The sequence below is a fragment of the Methanobrevibacter smithii ATCC 35061 genome, assembly GCF_000016525.1.
Classification (GTDB): domain Archaea; phylum Methanobacteriota; class Methanobacteria; order Methanobacteriales; family Methanobacteriaceae; genus Methanocatella; species Methanocatella smithii.
The window spans coordinates 255,580-272,497 of the sequence record NC_009515.1 but is presented as its reverse complement, the minus strand read 5'-3'; the positions used below and the strand labels follow the sequence as shown (position 1 = coordinate 272,497).

General features: G+C 31.0%; 15 protein-coding genes and 1 tRNA gene. 13 read left to right on the top strand and 3 right to left on the bottom strand.

Features of this window, described 5'->3' with window-relative positions; translation table 11 throughout:
- Window position 1 precedes the first annotated feature (1 nt).
- From MSM_RS01375 to MSM_RS01360, 4 genes are all read left to right on the top strand, one after another.
- Window positions 2–1,780 carry a right-handed parallel beta-helix repeat-containing protein gene (locus tag MSM_RS01375; RefSeq protein WP_011953803.1) on the top strand — a complete coding sequence of 593 codons (1,779 nt, stop codon included), beginning with the start codon at window positions 2–4 and terminating at the stop codon, window positions 1,778–1,780.
- Between the two features lie 248 nt (window positions 1,781–2,028).
- Window positions 2,029–3,483, top strand: coding sequence for an ATP-binding protein (locus MSM_RS01370; RefSeq protein WP_011953802.1), 1,455 nt, complete (start codon window positions 2,029–2,031; stop codon window positions 3,481–3,483).
- Between the two features lie 120 nt (window positions 3,484–3,603).
- Entirely contained in the window at window positions 3,604–4,017 is a 414-nt protein-coding gene (locus MSM_RS01365) for a secondary thiamine-phosphate synthase enzyme YjbQ (RefSeq protein ID WP_011953801.1), read from the top strand.
- 2 nt (window positions 4,018–4,019) lie between these two features.
- Complete coding sequence (locus tag MSM_RS01360) at window positions 4,020–4,202, top strand: hypothetical protein (RefSeq protein WP_004034384.1); 183 nt, start codon at window positions 4,020–4,022, stop codon at window positions 4,200–4,202.
- A 109-nt stretch (window positions 4,203–4,311) separates the two neighbouring features.
- Here the strand turns inward: MSM_RS01360 and pheT are convergent, their stop codons facing one another.
- Window positions 4,312–5,973 (bottom strand): phenylalanine--tRNA ligase subunit beta, encoded by a 1,662-nt coding sequence (pheT, locus tag MSM_RS01355; RefSeq protein WP_011953800.1) that lies wholly within the window; start codon window positions 5,971–5,973, stop codon window positions 4,312–4,314.
- A gap of 25 nt (window positions 5,974–5,998) precedes the next feature.
- The gene (locus MSM_RS01350) at window positions 5,999–6,358 is read right to left on the bottom strand and encodes a hypothetical protein (RefSeq protein WP_004034808.1); all 360 of its coding nucleotides are present in this window, start codon (window positions 6,356–6,358) and stop codon (window positions 5,999–6,001) included.
- A gap of 449 nt (window positions 6,359–6,807) precedes the next feature.
- Here MSM_RS01350 and MSM_RS01345 point away from each other — a divergent pair, with 449 nt between their 5' ends.
- The 9 genes from MSM_RS01345 to cysS all read left to right on the top strand — a co-directional run bounded on the left by MSM_RS01345 (window position 6,808) and on the right by cysS (window position 16,192).
- Window positions 6,808–9,525, top strand: a complete 2,718-nt coding sequence (locus tag MSM_RS01345; RefSeq protein WP_011953799.1) for a valine--tRNA ligase — start codon at window positions 6,808–6,810, stop codon at window positions 9,523–9,525.
- Between the two features lie 103 nt (window positions 9,526–9,628).
- Complete coding sequence (locus MSM_RS01340; RefSeq protein ID WP_048058602.1) at window positions 9,629–10,348, top strand: SAM-dependent methyltransferase; 720 nt, start codon at window positions 9,629–9,631, stop codon at window positions 10,346–10,348.
- A gap of 91 nt (window positions 10,349–10,439) precedes the next feature.
- Window positions 10,440–11,756 (top strand): 3-phosphoshikimate 1-carboxyvinyltransferase, encoded by a 1,317-nt coding sequence (gene aroA, locus MSM_RS01335; protein ID WP_011953797.1) that lies wholly within the window; start codon window positions 10,440–10,442, stop codon window positions 11,754–11,756.
- Window positions 11,757–11,762: 6 nt separating this feature from the next.
- Window positions 11,763–12,392: an endonuclease III gene (nth, locus tag MSM_RS01330; protein ID WP_029143406.1), complete on the top strand. Its 630-nt coding sequence runs from the start codon at window positions 11,763–11,765 to the stop codon at window positions 12,390–12,392.
- A gap of 148 nt (window positions 12,393–12,540) precedes the next feature.
- Entirely contained in the window at window positions 12,541–13,488 is a 948-nt protein-coding gene (cysK, locus tag MSM_RS01325; protein WP_011953795.1) for a cysteine synthase A, read from the top strand.
- 90 nt (window positions 13,489–13,578) lie between these two features.
- On the top strand, window positions 13,579–14,292 hold the full coding sequence (gene cysE, locus MSM_RS01320) for a serine O-acetyltransferase (protein WP_011953794.1): 714 nt from the start codon (window positions 13,579–13,581) through the stop codon (window positions 14,290–14,292).
- Window positions 14,293–14,301: 9 nt separating this feature from the next.
- Window positions 14,302–14,685, top strand: coding sequence for a transcriptional regulator (locus MSM_RS01315; RefSeq protein WP_004034373.1), 384 nt, complete (start codon window positions 14,302–14,304; stop codon window positions 14,683–14,685).
- Window positions 14,686–14,738: 53 nt separating this feature from the next.
- A tRNA-Cys gene (locus MSM_RS01310) sits at window positions 14,739–14,810 on the top strand.
- A 35-nt stretch (window positions 14,811–14,845) separates the two neighbouring features.
- Complete coding sequence (cysS, locus tag MSM_RS01305) at window positions 14,846–16,192, top strand: cysteine--tRNA ligase (RefSeq protein WP_011953793.1); 1,347 nt, start codon at window positions 14,846–14,848, stop codon at window positions 16,190–16,192.
- A 7-nt stretch (window positions 16,193–16,199) separates the two neighbouring features.
- On the opposite strand, the gene MSM_RS01300 is transcribed toward cysS, so the two are convergent.
- A complete protein-coding gene (locus MSM_RS01300) occupies window positions 16,200–16,724 on the bottom strand; it encodes a flavodoxin family protein (protein ID WP_011953792.1) in 525 nt (174 codons plus the stop codon).
- Window positions 16,725–16,918: the final 194 nt, after the last annotated feature.

Genomic DNA, 16,918 nt, shown 5'->3' with positions numbered 1-16,918 from the left:
CATGATTGAAAAGAAATATAAAAAACTGTTAAATCTTTTTATCATATGTCTTTTAGGTTTAATCCTGATTTCATCTGTCTACGGAGCTGATGAATTACAATACAGTAATGATGACATTGTTATGGGAACTACTATCTATGATGTTTCTTCCGACTTGTCCAATGATGACATTCAATCAATGTTGGATAATGCTGGACAGGGAGATACATTTAATTTTGTTAGCAAGGAATATAAGGGGATTTCATTAGTTGTTGACAAAAAAGTAAATATTATCTCTAATGTTAACAGCACGGTTTATACATCTGGAGAGCTGTCCAATAAAGCTCAGGAGTTAAATATTGATAAAACTTTTGGATTTTATTTCACAAAAAATAGTGCAGGCAGTGTCTTATCCGGATTTAATATTGTAGCTGCATCATCAGATTATGGAGTTATTGTTGATAATTCGGACAATACCATTATTAGGGAAAATTCTATTGTTGATGCCGGAAATAATGTTTTGGTTAAAAACTCAAAGAATGTAACTTTATTTGGAAATGTTTTAAATAATGCCAAGGAAAACGGGCTTCAGCTTAAAAATGTTTCCAGTTGTTATGTAGCCAATAACACAATGATGTTCAATGGCAGATCAGGAATTGAGATTTATGATATTGATAATTCCAATATAACTTCAAATTATTGCTGCAATAATAGTTTTAACGGAATTTCATTATACGGCAAATCTTTTAACAATTCCTATACTCATAATTTCCTTAATTACAATACAAATGGTATTTATATAAATTGTCAGTCCTGGGGAGATGAAATTAAAGCAAATACCATGATTCACAATATTCAAAACCCTGACTGTGAATTGGGTGGTTTTGAATCTGGTAATGGTCTTTTATTCGGGGATGCATATAGTGCTGTAGCTAATAATGGAGTTTATGTGTCATATAATTCATTTGCACATAATGAAAACTTCCAGGCTAAAAATAATCCTTTACAGAATATGATTACATTAGGTCCGAATTTTTTTAATTCTGATGACCCTGAAAACACATTTGTCTGCCCGCTGTTGCTTGCCAAAATCTTAAGGTTAAATGCAATATCATTACCTAACGGTATAGGAATTCAAATGGTTGAAGATGATACTCCAGTAAAAGAAGCTGGAACTATTGCAGTTCAGGTTGAAGTTGACGGTAATATGTATACTGCAACTTTGGAAAATGGTAAGGCAGTAATTAAAGTAGATCCTAATGTTGACCACCAAGTTGAAATTCAGGTTGGCGGAGAACATAATCAGGAAATTAAAAAAATAAAGCAGAATGTAATTTCTTATAATAAAAAAGACGATTCAGGTAATGGTGATTCTGGTAAAGATGACAACATGGGATCTGACGGCAAACCGTCTGGTTCTGATGGTGATAACTCAGGTAATAAAACTGGTGACAGTTCTGGTTCAGGAGATGCTTCTGGTGAGAGTGGTATTGCAAATATCAAAAACTCTGATGAATTTTCACAAAATCTTGGAACAAATAGTTCTGATTACTATCAGAAATATGAATCTTTAAGCGGTAAAGATGCTATGGCTAAAGGAGATCAAAGTGCAGCAAAATCTTCAGACAGCAGTGGTTCTCCAAGTGATGACGGTTCATCAAAAGAAGGAAAATCCTATGAGCTAGTGTCTCCAAATAAAATATCTAAAGTAATTCAAAATACATCAGGAGTTATTATTCTTGCAATAATCGCTTTATTGGTTTTATTAATAATAGGATATAAACGTAAAAATAAAATGTGATAAACATTTTTTCATTTTTCTTTTTTTTAATTTTTAAATACTGGTTTTATATAATATTTTCATAATTGGAAATATTAGGTTTAATTTGGATACAAATAAACTAAATGATGATGTAACCTTAAATTTTAAAACTATGATGATTAAAAAGGTTAGTTATATATAAATAACTATAACTGTTAAAAATAGTAGTATATATAAATAACTATGACTATATATAGTAATAGTTATTATTTTGAGGGGGCAAAACAATGAACGAATTGCAAAATAAATATATTAGAAATCAAATATTGTCAGTACCTATGAAATTAAATCAGGAGTTAACACACAAAGATAAAAAATTTAATAAACGTTCTGATTATGATAATATTATAAAATATATTGATAATTTTCTTGAAGGAGATAATATAAATCGTTTTCTTGTTTTACCGGGGGTACGTGATGTTGGAAAAACAACTCTGCTATTTCAGGTATATGAATATCTTCTAAAAGAAAGAGGGATATCTCCTGAAAATATTTTGTATTTTTCTTGTGATCGATTAAAAAAAATAGGTAATGCGGATATTTTTAGTGTTGTCAATTCCTATTTAGAAACATATCATAATTCAATAATTGAAACATTATCTAAACCAGTATTCATTTTAATTGATGAAGCACAATATGATAAAGAATGGGTATTAAATGGAAAATTAATATTTGACGGTACTAAAAATATTTTCATGATTTTCAGTGGATCATCTGCACTAAAACTTTCTTATAATCCTGATGCTGCAAGGAGATTATTAAATATTCCAATTTACCCGTTAACATATTCAGAACATTTAAAATTAAAATATGGAAATTTTAAAAATGATATTTCAGAGTCATTAATTCAAATGATTTTTGACGGAAATGTGCAAAATATTGCAGAGTTAGAAAGAAGAATAATTAATATATATTCAAGTTTTTCAAACTATGACATGTCTGAATGGAAAAATTTCTTAGAATTTGGAGGTTTTCCATCTTCATTTTATCAAAATACTAATGATATAACTAAAAAAATTGTTGATATGGTGGATAAAGTTGTTACAACGGATATGGCCAATATTGGAGGTATAAATAATGATACACAATATCTTGCTTTTCAGATTTTGAATTTTTTTGCTTTTCAAAATCCCGGTGAAGTTTCAAAAGGTTCTCTTTCAAATCATTTTGATGCCAAGATTGCTTTAGTCACTAAAGTATTAAATATTCTTGAAAAAACACAATTAATATTTCATATTGAACCGTTTACTTCATCAGTAAAACGAACAACAAAACCTTATGAATATTTTTTTGCAACATCAAGTTTAAAACATAATCTTATATTAAATATAGGCAATGCTACCTTTGAGGATGAAACAGCATATATGGGAAAACTGCTTGAAACTTATGTAGCTTCAAGTTTTCATGATTTGGATAATAAAAATCACATAAATTATAAAATATACTATGATGACAGCAATAAAAAAAGTAGTGGGAAAAATGTTGACTTTATTGTTCAAAGAGGATTAGAAAAACCTATTCCAATTGAAGTAAGCTGTGGTAAAAAGGATAAAAGTCAAATTAAACGTGCTATTAGTACATATAATTCTTCTCATGGTATAATTATTTCAAATACCAAATCAAATATTGTCAAAGAAGATAATATTATTTATTTACCTCCTGAAACATTTGCATTTATGTAATATATTACAGGTTATTTTATTTAGATTATGAATTTTTCTTAATTTTTCGAGTCTGTAAAATTTTACAGGTTTTATTTGTTTTTTAATTTTTAAATACTAGTTTCATATAATATTTTTATAATGCTAATTGAAAATATTGAGATTAATTTGGATACAAATAAGACTTTTGAAATTATTGATATAACATCTAAAATCAATGAAATAATAGCTAATTCCAATATCAGTAATGGAATTGTAAATATATTTTCCAAACATTCCACATCAGCTATTTGTGTAAATGAAAATGAGGAAGGTCTGCTTGAAGATTTGGAATTTGTGTTATCTAATATAATTTCCAATAAATTTAGTTATAAACATGATAATATTGATAATAATGCTGAATCTCATTTAAAATCATTTTTACTCTCTTCTAGTGAGTCTGTTCCAATATCTAACAATAAATTAAATTTGGGAACTTGGCAGTCAGTATTTTTTATAGAATTAGACGGGCCAAGACACAACAGGATAATTAATATAACTGTAATCGGAGAATAACCATGAATAACTGGGTTTTATTTTTAATTGTAATTATGGCTGTTGGCGGTGTTTTGATAGCTGTTGAGCAAACAGCACAGCCTGGTGAAGATTCACAAAGCATTTCAGTTAACAATTCTTCTCAGAATAATCCTGATGTAAATTACTCTGAAATTGATGTTCAAATGAAAAAACTGTGGTATTGACAGGATAATTATCTAAATTGTCTAATAATTGGAAAAATTGTTTATAAGTGATTTATCTTTAAATCCTTTGATAAAATAAAATTAAAAAAAGAGTAATTAGAAAATTGAATTATTCCTGTGGGTTAAATTCAATTTCAAATCCGATTACAGGATAATCTAGGGTAAAGTTAGTGATTACTTCCGGAGAGAATTCGCCGAAGAAACCGGATATATTTCCATTAGCTGAAGTTCCTTTTACATCACTTACCCTTCCAGCTATAAAACTGGGATTGTTGCTGTCGCTGATTTCCATGGAATAACCTAAGTTTTGAAGTAAGCTGGTTACAACAGATTTGATTTCAGTAAAGTTCGCACTTGAGTGGCAAATCAATCCGGCTAGTTTTTTGGAAGCTCTTACTTTAGTTTCCTGGGTTTCATCCATGTATAGGACATCACCGATTTCAAATATTTTTTGAGGTAAATCTTCGTGTTTATTGTCTTCTAGAAACTCCATTAAACTGTTGATTAGGCTGGTACGAATCATGGTTCTGTCAATTGTAATAGGTCTTGCTACCTGAACGTGGTCAATTTCCTTTTGTTTCATTTTGCTGAAGTGTGCATCTTCATTAGTAAGCATTAAACTCATGATTTCCTGGAATCCTAATCCAATCATAACTTCTCTCATAAGGGATTCTGATCTGAACCAGTCATGTTCGTAAGCTATTGTTGAAATGTCTGGAAGTTTAGCTTCAACATCATTAATTCTGTATTGTACCGCAATGTTTTCAACAACATCCACTTCATGAAGGATATCTATTCTGTAGGATGGAATGTAAACTTTTAATTCATTGTCATTTAATATTTCTGAATCAAAACGTGCCTGGGATAATAACTGTTGTATATCTTCAGCATTTAAGTCAGTTCCACCAATTAAACTGTTAGCTACATCAACATGGACATTTTTTACTTGAGGAGTTAAATCAGGAGTAGTTATGCTTTTGTCTTCGTATTTAACTTCCATACTTTTTATTTTTCCGCCGACTTCTGCAAATGAACTGCAGATAATGTTTAAACACTGGTTAACTGCACGTTCGTCAGTTCCAGTTACATCTACAATAATGTTTTTCACATTTTCATCAATTTTTGTAAGTTCTCCGTTGATGATTGGGGGCATGGAAAGTACCTGATTATCCTTGTCTAAAATTAAAGGATATTTATCAAAATCTTCAAGAAGATGAGCATAGGCAACTCCTTTTTCATGCTGGGTTAATATTTCTTCAGGAGTCATTGGAGTATCTTTTTCAAGAGCAACAAATGCATTTTCATCTTTAGGAGTAGCTATGTAATTAAATGGCTGGGATACAACATCTGCATTGTGAATACCGATAGCTACTTTTTTTCTGTCTCTTCCGATTACCCAGTGGAGGTTTTCCTGGAAATCCATAATGTATTTAAGTTTGTCACCAGTAAAATCCACACCTTCGATTTTTGCAAATGCAATATAAGGTCTGATTTTAGCTACTTTGGCATCTACAATTACACTTTCATCTGATGGTGTAACTTCGTATTTTGGAAGTCCTGTTTCCTGATTGATAAAGCCTTTAAAAGATCTGGCAACTCCTTCTACAGATAAATTGTCCGGACGATTCGGGAAAAATTCCACTTTGATTTCTTCATCATCAAAGTCTTCAATATCACTTGACATCATTGGTAAAGTGTTTATCAATTCGTCTTTTTCCATATCTATTCCTAAATCTTTTAAATCTTGATATTTGAATGTAATAACTGGCATTTAATATACTCCAATAAAATTATTTTTATAATCCATAAATAGCTATGAAGAATAATGATTCAATTACAAAATGTAATGATCTGTGTTCTAATTCATTCATATGACTGCTAATAAGTAATGTGTGGCTTACATCTATCACAAAATGAATAAATGCTGCTAATATTCCTATTTCTAAGTTTAAAAATGCTATAGACACAAAAATAAAGTGGAATCCTGCTTCCATTAATTCATGTATAATCCATGTTTTCCATGGAGCATTTACTGAATTATTAATTATTCCTCCTAAAATAAGGTAGAACTTATTAAAGATTTTCCATACGATTTGTGTGTGGATTGTGTCGCTTATAGCTAATACGATTGCAACATAAAACCATAATAATTCCATTTTTAACAGTCCTTTTATATTCTTTTATACATTTATTATTTAGTGTAGTTAATCATTATTAAAGTATCTGTTTTTATTAAGTTTCTGACTCTGTTGAAATTTTTCTAATTTTTTTTACAGCAGAAGTTGCATATTGATTTATTTTAATTATTAATCTGTTATATGGTTTTTAAATTCTGTGATACTGAATTTATCTGATGAGATATTAATGAAGAAATTAAATACCTCTTGAAATTCATCGTTAAATAAAAATAAAATGAAAATTCAGTAGAATAAACAGCACTAAACCGTATGGATGTATAAATAAGGAATGCATCTTAAAATATTAGTTTGATTCAACAAAATTTCAAAAAGGATTTCCGGATAATTTAAATTTTTCTTATATATTTTTAAATAAAGAAATACATATTTAATAATATTATTTTTATTTAATTATTTGGAGAAAAGATATGTCAAATGAGAATATTCCTAAAGACTATGATTTTAAAAAAGAAAAGATTTGGGAGCAAAAATGGGAAGATGAGGAACTTTATAAATTCCTCGGTGATGGAACTAAACCTAGATATATAATTGATACTCCACCACCATATCCAACAGGTTCTATTCATTTAGGCCATGTATTGAATTGGGTTTATATTGATATGAATGCAAGATATAGGAGATTAAAAGGATTAGACGTTCTATTTACTCAGGGATGGGACTGTCACGGTCTTCCTACTGAAGTTAAAGTTGAAGAAACTCATGGAATTAAGAAAAATGATGTTTCAAGAGCTAAATTCAGAGAGTATTGTATTGAGTTAACTACCCAGAACATAGCTAAAATGAAAGATCAGATGCAAGCTTTAGGTTTTTCACAGGATTGGAGCCGTGAATTTATTACAATGACTCCGGAATACATGAAAAGGACACAGTATTCCTTTTTAAAAATGTATGATGAAGGATTGATTTACCAGGGAATCCATCCGGTTAACTGGTGTCCTCGTTGTGAAACAGCTATTGCTTTTGCAGAAGTGGAATACAGCGATAATGAAACATTTTTAAACTATGTTAACTTCCCGCCAGCTATGGAAGATTCTTATGATAATATAGCCAGTTCTAAAGTTTCAGGCAAAGAGGCTAATCCTGAAGATGAAGGAGTAATGATTGCAACTACCCGTCCGGAGTTAATGTCTGCTTGTGTAGCTGTTGTAGTTCATCCTGATGATGAAAGATATGCTCATTTAGTTGATAAATATGTTGAAGTGCCTTTATCTCATCAGAAAGTAAAAATTTACCCTGATGAAGAAGTAGACCCTGAATTTGGTACCGGTGCAGTAATGGTTTGTACTTTCGGGGATAAAACAGATGTAGCCTGGGTAAATAAACATAATCTGGAAATTCTTGATGCTATTGATGAAAAAGGCAGATTAACTGAAGTTGCAGGAAGATATGAAGGAATGGATTTGGCTACATGTAAAGCTAAAACTATTGAAGATTTGAAAGATGAAGGATATCTTTTAAAACAGGAAAAAGTTGACCAGAATGTTGGTCAGTGCTGGAGATGTAAAACTCCTATTGAAATTTTAGTTAAAAAACAATGGTTTGTAGCTGTAAATAAGTTAATCGAGCAAACTAAAGAAGCAGCAGAAGAAATGAACTGGGTTCCTGAACACATGAAAAGCCGTATGATTAACTGGGCAGATTCTATGGAATGGGACTGGTGTATTTCAAGACAAAGGTTATTTGCAACTCCTATACCTGTCTGGTTCTGTAAAGATTGTGGTAAAGTAATGCTTCCTGATGTTGAAGACTTGCCAGTTGATCCGACTCATGATAAACCTAAAAAAGCATGCAGCTGTGGCTGTGAAGAATTCATCGGAGAAGAGGATGTTTTAGATACATGGATGGACAGTTCCATTTCACCGCTTTCAATTGCAGGATGGCCTAATGAAGGTTATGAAAACAATTTCCCGGCAAATATCCGTCCACAGGGACATGATATTATCAGAACATGGGCATTTTATACGACACTTCGTTGTCTTGCTTTAACCGGTAAAAAACCATTTGATGATATTGTAATCAATGGTATGGTATTTGGTGAAGACGGATACAAAATGAGTAAGTCCAGAGGAAATGTAATTGCACCTGATGAAGTAATTGAACAGTATGGTGCAGATGCTTTAAGAACATGGGCAGCTAACAGTGTACCGGGTTCAGATGTAATATTTGACTGGAAAGACATTAAACACGGTTACAGATTCTTAAGAAAATTCTGGAATGCATTCAGATTCATTAGTATGCAGATATTTGATGAAGAGGTAAACTATGATGAAATAAAAGATAACTTTGATCCCCTTGATTTATGGATTTTATCTAAATTAAATAACCTCAATAAAGTTGTAGATAATGCATTTGCAAATTATGATTTTGCAACTACAATCACATCAATTGAAAAGTTCATCTGGCATGATTTCTGTGATGAATACATTGAAGCAGTAAAATACAGATTGTACAATGATGATGTAAGCGATTCATCAAGAAAAGCAGCTAAATACACTTTAAGAAATGTTATTGAAACTTCATTAAAATTATTATCTCCAATTGTACCATTCTTTGCAGAGGAAGTTTACCAGTACTTCGGTGACGGGGAATCTATTCATAAAACCTCCTGGCCTGAAGTTAATGAAGATTTGGTAAGTGAAGAATACGAAAATAAAGGTAATATCACTGTAGATTTAATCGATGAAGTAAGAAGATTCAAATCCAGTTCAAAAATACCTCTTAACGCTCAGTTATCTGAAGTCAATGTTTATACCAATGACGGCAATTTAGTTGAAGTGTTCAATGAATTTTCACAGGATATTGAAGGAACTCTTAAAATTGATGATTTGGCTATTAAAACAGGAAAACCTGAAGTCCATGAAAAAATCATTGAAGTTGAACCTGACATGTCTCAAATCGGACCGATGTTTAAAAAAGATGCCGGAAAAATCATAGGTTACCTAAAATCCAGGGACATTGAAGAAATAGCTGATGAATTAGAAAATTCAGGTGAATTGGCTATTGGGGAGATTACTGTTGGTAAAGATTTATTAAACATCTCAAAAGAAATTGTAGGAGCTTCCGGTAAAAAAGTGGATATCCTGCAGTCTGAAAATTTAGATGTTATTGTTGAAGTAATTAGATAATTTTACTTCAATTCCTATTTTTTTTAATAGTAAAGTTTTTATTCTTTTTTTTATCTAAAATTAATTTGTTTTTATTAAATTAACAATTTTTTAAGTGATTACCTTGAATTATGAGAAATCAAAAAAGTATGATAAAAATTTAGTTGAAAATAAAATTATGGGTCCAAATCCTTTAAAATTAGTTGAAGAATTATTACTGAATCACAATATTTCTGATTCTGCTACTGTAATGGATTTGGGGAGTGGTAATGGTTTAACTTCAGTATTTCTTGTAAAAGAATATGGTTTTAAAGTTTTTCCAACTGATTTGTGGAGCGACCCAACAGAAAACAAGAAATTTTTTGATGAAATGGGACTTTCAGGTGATGAAATAATTCCTATTAAAGCTGATGCTAATGATTTACCATTTGCACATGAATTTTTTAATGCGATAATTTGTGCAGATTCATATAATTACTTTGGAAGAGATGATAACTTTTTAGATGAAAAAATAATTCCATTTATCAAGCCTGGGGGTTATGTGTATATTGCAGTTCCTGGCATGAAAAAAGATTGTCATGATGATTTGCCTGATGAATTATTGCTTTCCTGGAATGAGGAACAGTTAGATTATATTCATGATATGGATTATTGGAAGAATATAGTTGATAAATCCAATAAATCAAAGGTTATTTCAATTAAACAAATGGAAGGAAATGAAGAACTTTGGACAGATTGGATTAACTGTGATAATGAATATGCTGCCGGAGATAAAAAAGCTGTTGATGCAGGAGCTTGCAAATATTTAAATTTCATATCAATTGTACTTCAAAGAGTTAAATAATTTAATTGAAAAAAAACCTCACTTCATTTCTTTTTTTCAAATTTTTTACTTTTCAGATAAATATAATAATTTATAAAATATAATTATCAGTATGAATCTTAAAGTTAAAACTATTTCCAATATTGGTGGTGAAGTTAAGGCACCACCCTCTAAAAGTTATTCTCACAGGGCAGTTATATTAGCTTCTTTAGCTGATGGAACATCCAAAATTCATGATATGCTTTTTTCACAGGATGTTTTGTCATCCATTAATGTATGCAGAGCTTTAGGAGCAAATATCACTAAAAAAGATGATTATTTGGAAGTGATCGGAACCAATGGTAAATTGCACAATTCATCAGAAGTTCCTATTGATTTAGGTAATTCCGGAACTACTTTAAGATTAATGACAAGCATAGCCAGTTTGGCTGACAATGAAGTTATATTAACAGGAGATGACTCTTTGCAGACAAGGCCTATGGAGATTTTAACAGAATCATTGGCTTCATTAGGTGTATGTGCAGCTTCAATTAATGGTAATGGGAAAGCACCTATTTTAATCAAGCCAGGTTATGTGGGTGGTGAAACTAATATTTTAGGCAATGTCAGTTCTCAGTTTATTTCATCAATTCTGATTTCTGCTCCTTTATCTGAAAATGGAGTTGATTTATTTGTACTGCCTGAATTCAAGTCACGCCCTTATGTAAATATGACCTGTGATATAATGGCTAAATTTGGTGTTAAAATTGAAAATGAATTCTTTGTACGTCATGATGACTGTGACAGGGAATCTAAAAATTGCCGCATTGATGAATTTAAAATATCTAAACAGGAATATAAATCCTGTGACTATGTAGTTGAAGGCGACTATTCATCAGCATCTTATTTGCTTGCAGCTGTAGCTATTTATGGTGGAAATGCAAAAATATTAAATTTATTTAAAGATTCTAAACAGGGAGATAAGTTAATATTGAATATTTTAAAGAAGATGGGTGCAAAAATAGAGATTTTTGATGATTATGTGGAAATCTCATCTGAAGGTAATTTAAAAGGTATTGATGTTGATTTGTCAAATGCTCCTGATTTATTAATTACAGTAGCTATTTTAGCAGCTCTGGCTGATGGAACCACTAATATTACAGGTGTTAAACATGCCAGAGTTAAAGAAACAGATAGGATAGCTACTACATGTAGTGAACTTAAGAAATTAGGCTGCAAGTTAAAAGAATTTGAAGACGGCATGTCTATTGAAGGAGGAATCCGTTCAGGTGTTGTTGATTCACATAAAGATCATAGGCTGGCTATGGCATTTTCATTGGTTGGTCTAAAACATGATATAGAAATTAAAAATGGGGAAGTTTTTGATGTGTCTTTTCCTAATTTCATTGAAGCCATGTCAGAAATTGGAGTTGAACTGGAGTTAATTTAGGAAGTGTTGGTGTTGGAATTAACAGAAACTGAAAAGGTTATTAAAATTGTAGATGAGTTAAATAAGTTATATAAAATCAGGGAGTTTGTAAATAAGGATCCCTACAAAGTTTTAGTCAGGACAATTTTATCTCAAAGAACAAGAGATGAAAATACAGACCAGGCTACTAAAAACTTATTTGGCAAATATAAAAACATTTATGAAATAGTTGATGCTCCAACTGATGATGTTGAAGAGCTAATTAGATGTTCAGGTTTTTATCGTGTAAAAGCAGCTAGAATTAAAGAGGTTTCAAGGATTTTGATTGATCAGTATGGTGGTGAAGTTCCGGACAATCTAAAGGAGTTGGTTGAGCTTCCTGGTGTTGGCCGTAAAACTGCCAATTGTGTTCTGGTTTATGCATTTGAACTTCCGGCTATTCCTGTTGACACTCATGTTCACAGAATTTCCAACAGAATTGGTTTGGTAAATACCAAAACACCTGAACAGACAGAAGTGGAATTGGCTAAAATTGCCCCTAAGGAATTATGGATTAAATTAAATGATTTGATGGTTCAGTTTGGTCAAACTATCTGTAAACCTATGAGTCCTCAATGTGAAATGTGTCCGATTTCAGATATTTGTGATTACTGCTGATTTTCCGAAACATTTATAAATAAAAACATTGTTATATAACAGTAGTTATAAACAATAACTATTGTTATATTAGGTATTCCAAAATATGACAATTAATGATTAACCCTTTATAATATACCTTAAATGGAATTAATTAGGAGAAATAATTATGGTAAATGTCCCAGAATTAAAAAGAGGAGTTTTAGATAGTGTTATTGATGCTATTGGAAATACTCCTATTGTAAGATTAAATAATATAACTGAAGATTTAGATGCAGAAGTAGATGTAAAAATGGAATCTTTCAATCCAACTGGAAGTGTAAAAGACCGTGTTGCAGTTGCAATGATTGAAGATGCTGAAGAAAAAGGTTTGCTTAAAGAAGGTTCTGTAATTATTGAACCAACTAGTGGAAATACCGGTATTGGATTAGGTTTTGCTGCAGCTGCTAAAGGTTACAGATTAATTTTAACAATGCCTGAAACCATGTCTATTGAAAGAAGGAAATTGTTAGGTATCTTTGGAGCAGAATTAGTATTAACTCCAGGTTCAGAAGGTATGGGTGGAGCTATAGCTAAAGCTGATGAATTGGAAAAAGAAATTCCAAATGGTATTGTTTTACATCAATTTGATAATGAAGCTAATACAAGAATTCATTCTCAAACTACTGCTAAAGAAATTTTAAGAGATACTGAAGGTAAAATTGATGCTGTAGTTGCTGGTGTAGGAACTGGGGGAACTATTACAGGTATTGGAAAAGTATTAAAAGAGGAAAATCCTGATGTTCAAATTATAGCTGTTGAACCTGAGTCTTCCCAAACCTTAGGAAAAGGAGTTAAAGGTCCTCATAAAATCCAAGGTATTGGTGCAGGTTTTGTTCCGTCTATTTATGATTCTGATATTATTGATGAGATTATTCCTGTTAAAGATGAAGATGCAGGTAACACTTTACTTGATTTAGCTAAAAAAGAAGGAATCTTTGCAGGAATTTCATCTGGAGCAGCAACATGGGCTGCAATTCAAGTAGCTAAAAGGGATGAAAATAAAGGTAAAAGAATATTGGCTATTTTACCTGATGACGGTTCAAGATATTTATCTGTTGACTGGTTATTTGAATAAATTTATATATTATGTATTATAGAAAATGTATATACTATATGTTATATTTTTATAGATATACATATTCTAAATACAATTTGGGGTTTGTTAATGCTTGGTAGATTAAAGAGTGAAATCAAGACAATAAAGGAGAAGGATCCGGCAGCACGCAGTACTCTAGAGATATTTTTATGTTATCCTGGTTTTTATGCTATTATTATGCATAGAGTCAGCCATTATCTATGGAATCACTCTTTAAAGTTATTGGCTAGAATGAATTCAAATTTAGCCAGATTTTTAACAGGTATTGAAATCCATCCCGGCGCAACTATAGGTAAACGTGTTTTTATTGACCATGGAATGGGTGTTGTTGTTGGAGAAACTGCAATTGTTGGTGATGATGTACTTATTTATCAGGGAGTAATTCTTGGAGGAACAAGCACACAAAAAACTAAAAGACACCCGACTGTAGAAAAAGGAGCAATTATTGGTGCCGGAGCTAAAGTAATGGGTAATATTACTGTTGGCCAATATTCTAAAATAGGAACCGGTGCAGTTGTTTTAAAGGATGTTCCTCCGGATTCCACATGTGTTGGAGTTCCTGGAAGAATTGTCAGAAGTAAAAATGCTGAAAATATTGAAATTCAGCATAAGACTGTTGATTTGGACCATAATAAGCTTCCGGATCCTGTCGCTGATGCAATCAATACTCTTACAAAGCATCTTAAAGAAAATGATAAACACATTAAAATTTTGTATGAAAAAAATTCAATTTGTTTAACTGAAGATGATGAAGACGAATTGGATGATTTATTGAAAAAATAGGAGATTAACATGAAACCGCCTTGTGAAATTGTTGTATGGTATGTAATACCTGCAATCAGATCAGAATTAGCTAAAGATTTGCTAGCTTTAGGTATGAAACAAAAAGATGTTTCCGAGCTTATGGATATAACTCAGCCTGCTGTGTCTCAGTATATTACTGATAAAAGGGGCAGCGGTATTGAATTAAGTCCAAATGTAAAAGAAATGGTTAAGGAATTAGCTGTTCAGTTACGTAATGGTGAAGCTAAAAAAACTGAAATAATTGGTAGAACATGTTCCATTTGTAAACATATTAAAATTGGGGATGTTTTAAAACAATTAAACATTGATAAGAATGATCTTGATGAAGACTGTCAGGGTTGTTTAGGTTCTGAAGTTACTGAATGTAAATAGTAAACTATATATGTAATAATAGTCAAACTATTAATTACTGTTTTATTTTTTGTGGCAAGCTGACCGAGCGGCTTAGGTGCGTGGCTGCAGACCATGATACTGGGGTTCAAATCCCTAGCTTGCCTTCATTTATTAATTATTGCTTTTTTTGAGGTATTTTATGGAAATTTATTCTACTTTAACTCGTAGTAAAGAAACTTTTGAAACCATGAATGATAATAGAATTAATTTATTTGTTTGTGGACCTACTGTTTATGATGATGCTCATATTGGTCATGGAAGAACTTACATTTCTTTTGATACAATAAAAAGATACTGGGAATATAAAGGTTATACAGTATTTTATATTCAGAACATTACTGATGTTGATGATAAGATAATTAAAAGATCAAAAGAAACTGGAATTCCTGCAGGTGATATAGCTAAGAAGTTTGAAAAAAGATATATTGAAGACATGGCTAAATTAAATGTCACAGGAGTTAATTTATTTGCAAGAGCTACTGACCACATGGGCGAAATAATTGATCAGATTCAAAGATTAATTGATAAAGGTTTTGCTTATGAAACTGAAGACGGAGTCTATTTTGGAATAGACAATTTTAAGGAATTTGGAAAATTATCAAATAGAAACATTGAAGAATTGGAATCCCATAGGGAAATAGCTAAAACTACTAAGAAAAATCCGATTGATTTTGCATTATGGAAAAAAAGAGAAAATGTAGATGAACCTGTATGGAACTCTCCATGGGGTGAAGGAAGACCTGGATGGCATATTGAAGATACAGCTATTACTGAATACTACTTCGGACCGCAATATGATGTTCATGGAGGGGGGCTTGACTTAATATTCCCTCATCATGAAGCAGAAATCACCCAAATGGAAGCAGTTAGCGGAAAAAGTCCTATGGTAAATTACTGGTTACACACCGGATTTTTAAATGTTTCAGGAGAAAAAATGTCCAAATCTTTAAATAATTTCATTACGATTCGTGAATTACTTAAAGAATATGATGCTGATGTATTCAGGTTCTTTGTATTGTCTACTCATTACAGAAGTCCAATTGACTTTTCAAAAGAGTCACTTCATCAGTCTGAAAAAAGTTTAGATAAAATTAAAAAATATTATGAATCATTAGAATGTGAAATCATAGAAAATGCCACTTCTGATTATGCTCCATTAAAAATTGCTAAAGAAGAATTCTTTAAAAGTATGGATGATGATTTCAACACTCCAAAAGCTATTGCAGCTATTTTCGGATTAATAAATGATTCCAAAAGTGAAATTGATTCTTTAGCTGATGAAGATGTTTCAGCTATTCGTGAATTTTTAGATGATGTTGGTTTTATTTTAGGTATTGATTTTGTTTTAAAAGATACAGGATCTTCTGATGAATTATTAACTTTAATTTCAGATGTTAGACAAGAATTAAGAAACAACAAACAATATGAATTGTCTGATAAAATAAGAAATCAGCTAACTGATTTAGGTTATGAAATAAGTGATTAGAGGAGATTTATAATTTATCTCCTATTTTTTCTATTTGTGCAATAGCTTCTTCTAATCCGTCACCTTTTCCAGCAGCTCCTTTTGCAACAATGGTATCGATTATTTCCATACCCATGTATCCAAATGGTATAACTTTCATTGAATCAATGTAGGCTGCAAATGCATCGCTTGGTTGAGCCTGGGTAAATATTTCTATTACTTTTGTACCTTCTAAGCTTTTATTTGGATTTTGTGAAACTTGATAGAATCTGTCAATTAATGTTTTTGCTTGTCCGCTCATTTGACCATAGTAAATTGGGCTTGAGAAAATAAATAAATCTGCTTCAAGCATTTCATCAATGATTTTTCTTGCATCATCATCTTTTACACAGTCGCCTTTTTGACAGGCTTGACAGGCTTTACAAAAACCAATATCTAATTCATTAAGATAGTAAATGCTTTTTTCACCGTCAATTTTTTCCAATACTTTGTTTACTAAAATATCACAGTTTCCGTCTTTTCTAGGACTTCCTACGATTGCTACAGTTTTCATAATTTTACACTCTCCTATACTTGTAAATTTATGTTTGTGTTATATTTAAATTATTGTTTTTTGCAACATTTTTCCTTAATTTGCTCAAAATATTTTGACAAATCATAAATATGCTTGTATTATAAATATATTGATTAAACTTAAGAATTATTTTATTTCAATAAAAAACTTTAAGTTTCAATGTATATTAATTT

Excerpts from the sequence above, each read along its gene's own strand:
- MSM_RS01375 (WP_011953803.1), top strand. The coding sequence starts at position 2 with ATGATTGAAAAGAAATATAAAAAACTGTTAAATCTTTTTATCATATGT.
- MSM_RS01370 (WP_011953802.1), top strand. The coding sequence starts at position 2,029 with ATGAACGAATTGCAAAATAAATATATTAGAAATCAAATATTGTCAGTA.
- MSM_RS01365 (WP_011953801.1), top strand. The coding sequence starts at position 3,604 with ATGCTAATTGAAAATATTGAGATTAATTTGGATACAAATAAGACTTTT.
- MSM_RS01360 (WP_004034384.1), top strand. The coding sequence starts at position 4,020 with ATGAATAACTGGGTTTTATTTTTAATTGTAATTATGGCTGTTGGCGGT.
- pheT (WP_011953800.1), bottom strand. The coding sequence starts at position 5,973 with ATGCCAGTTATTACATTCAAATATCAAGATTTAAAAGATTTAGGAATA.
- MSM_RS01350 (WP_004034808.1), bottom strand. The coding sequence starts at position 6,358 with ATGGAATTATTATGGTTTTATGTTGCAATCGTATTAGCTATAAGCGAC.
- MSM_RS01345 (WP_011953799.1), top strand. The coding sequence starts at position 6,808 with ATGTCAAATGAGAATATTCCTAAAGACTATGATTTTAAAAAAGAAAAG.
- aroA (WP_011953797.1), top strand. The coding sequence starts at position 10,440 with ATGAATCTTAAAGTTAAAACTATTTCCAATATTGGTGGTGAAGTTAAG.
- cysK (WP_011953795.1), top strand. The coding sequence starts at position 12,541 with ATGGTAAATGTCCCAGAATTAAAAAGAGGAGTTTTAGATAGTGTTATT.
- cysE (WP_011953794.1), top strand. The coding sequence starts at position 13,579 with ATGCTTGGTAGATTAAAGAGTGAAATCAAGACAATAAAGGAGAAGGAT.
- MSM_RS01315 (WP_004034373.1), top strand. The coding sequence starts at position 14,302 with ATGAAACCGCCTTGTGAAATTGTTGTATGGTATGTAATACCTGCAATC.
- cysS (WP_011953793.1), top strand. The coding sequence starts at position 14,846 with ATGGAAATTTATTCTACTTTAACTCGTAGTAAAGAAACTTTTGAAACC.
- MSM_RS01300 (WP_011953792.1), bottom strand. The coding sequence starts at position 16,724 with ATGAAAACTGTAGCAATCGTAGGAAGTCCTAGAAAAGACGGAAACTGT.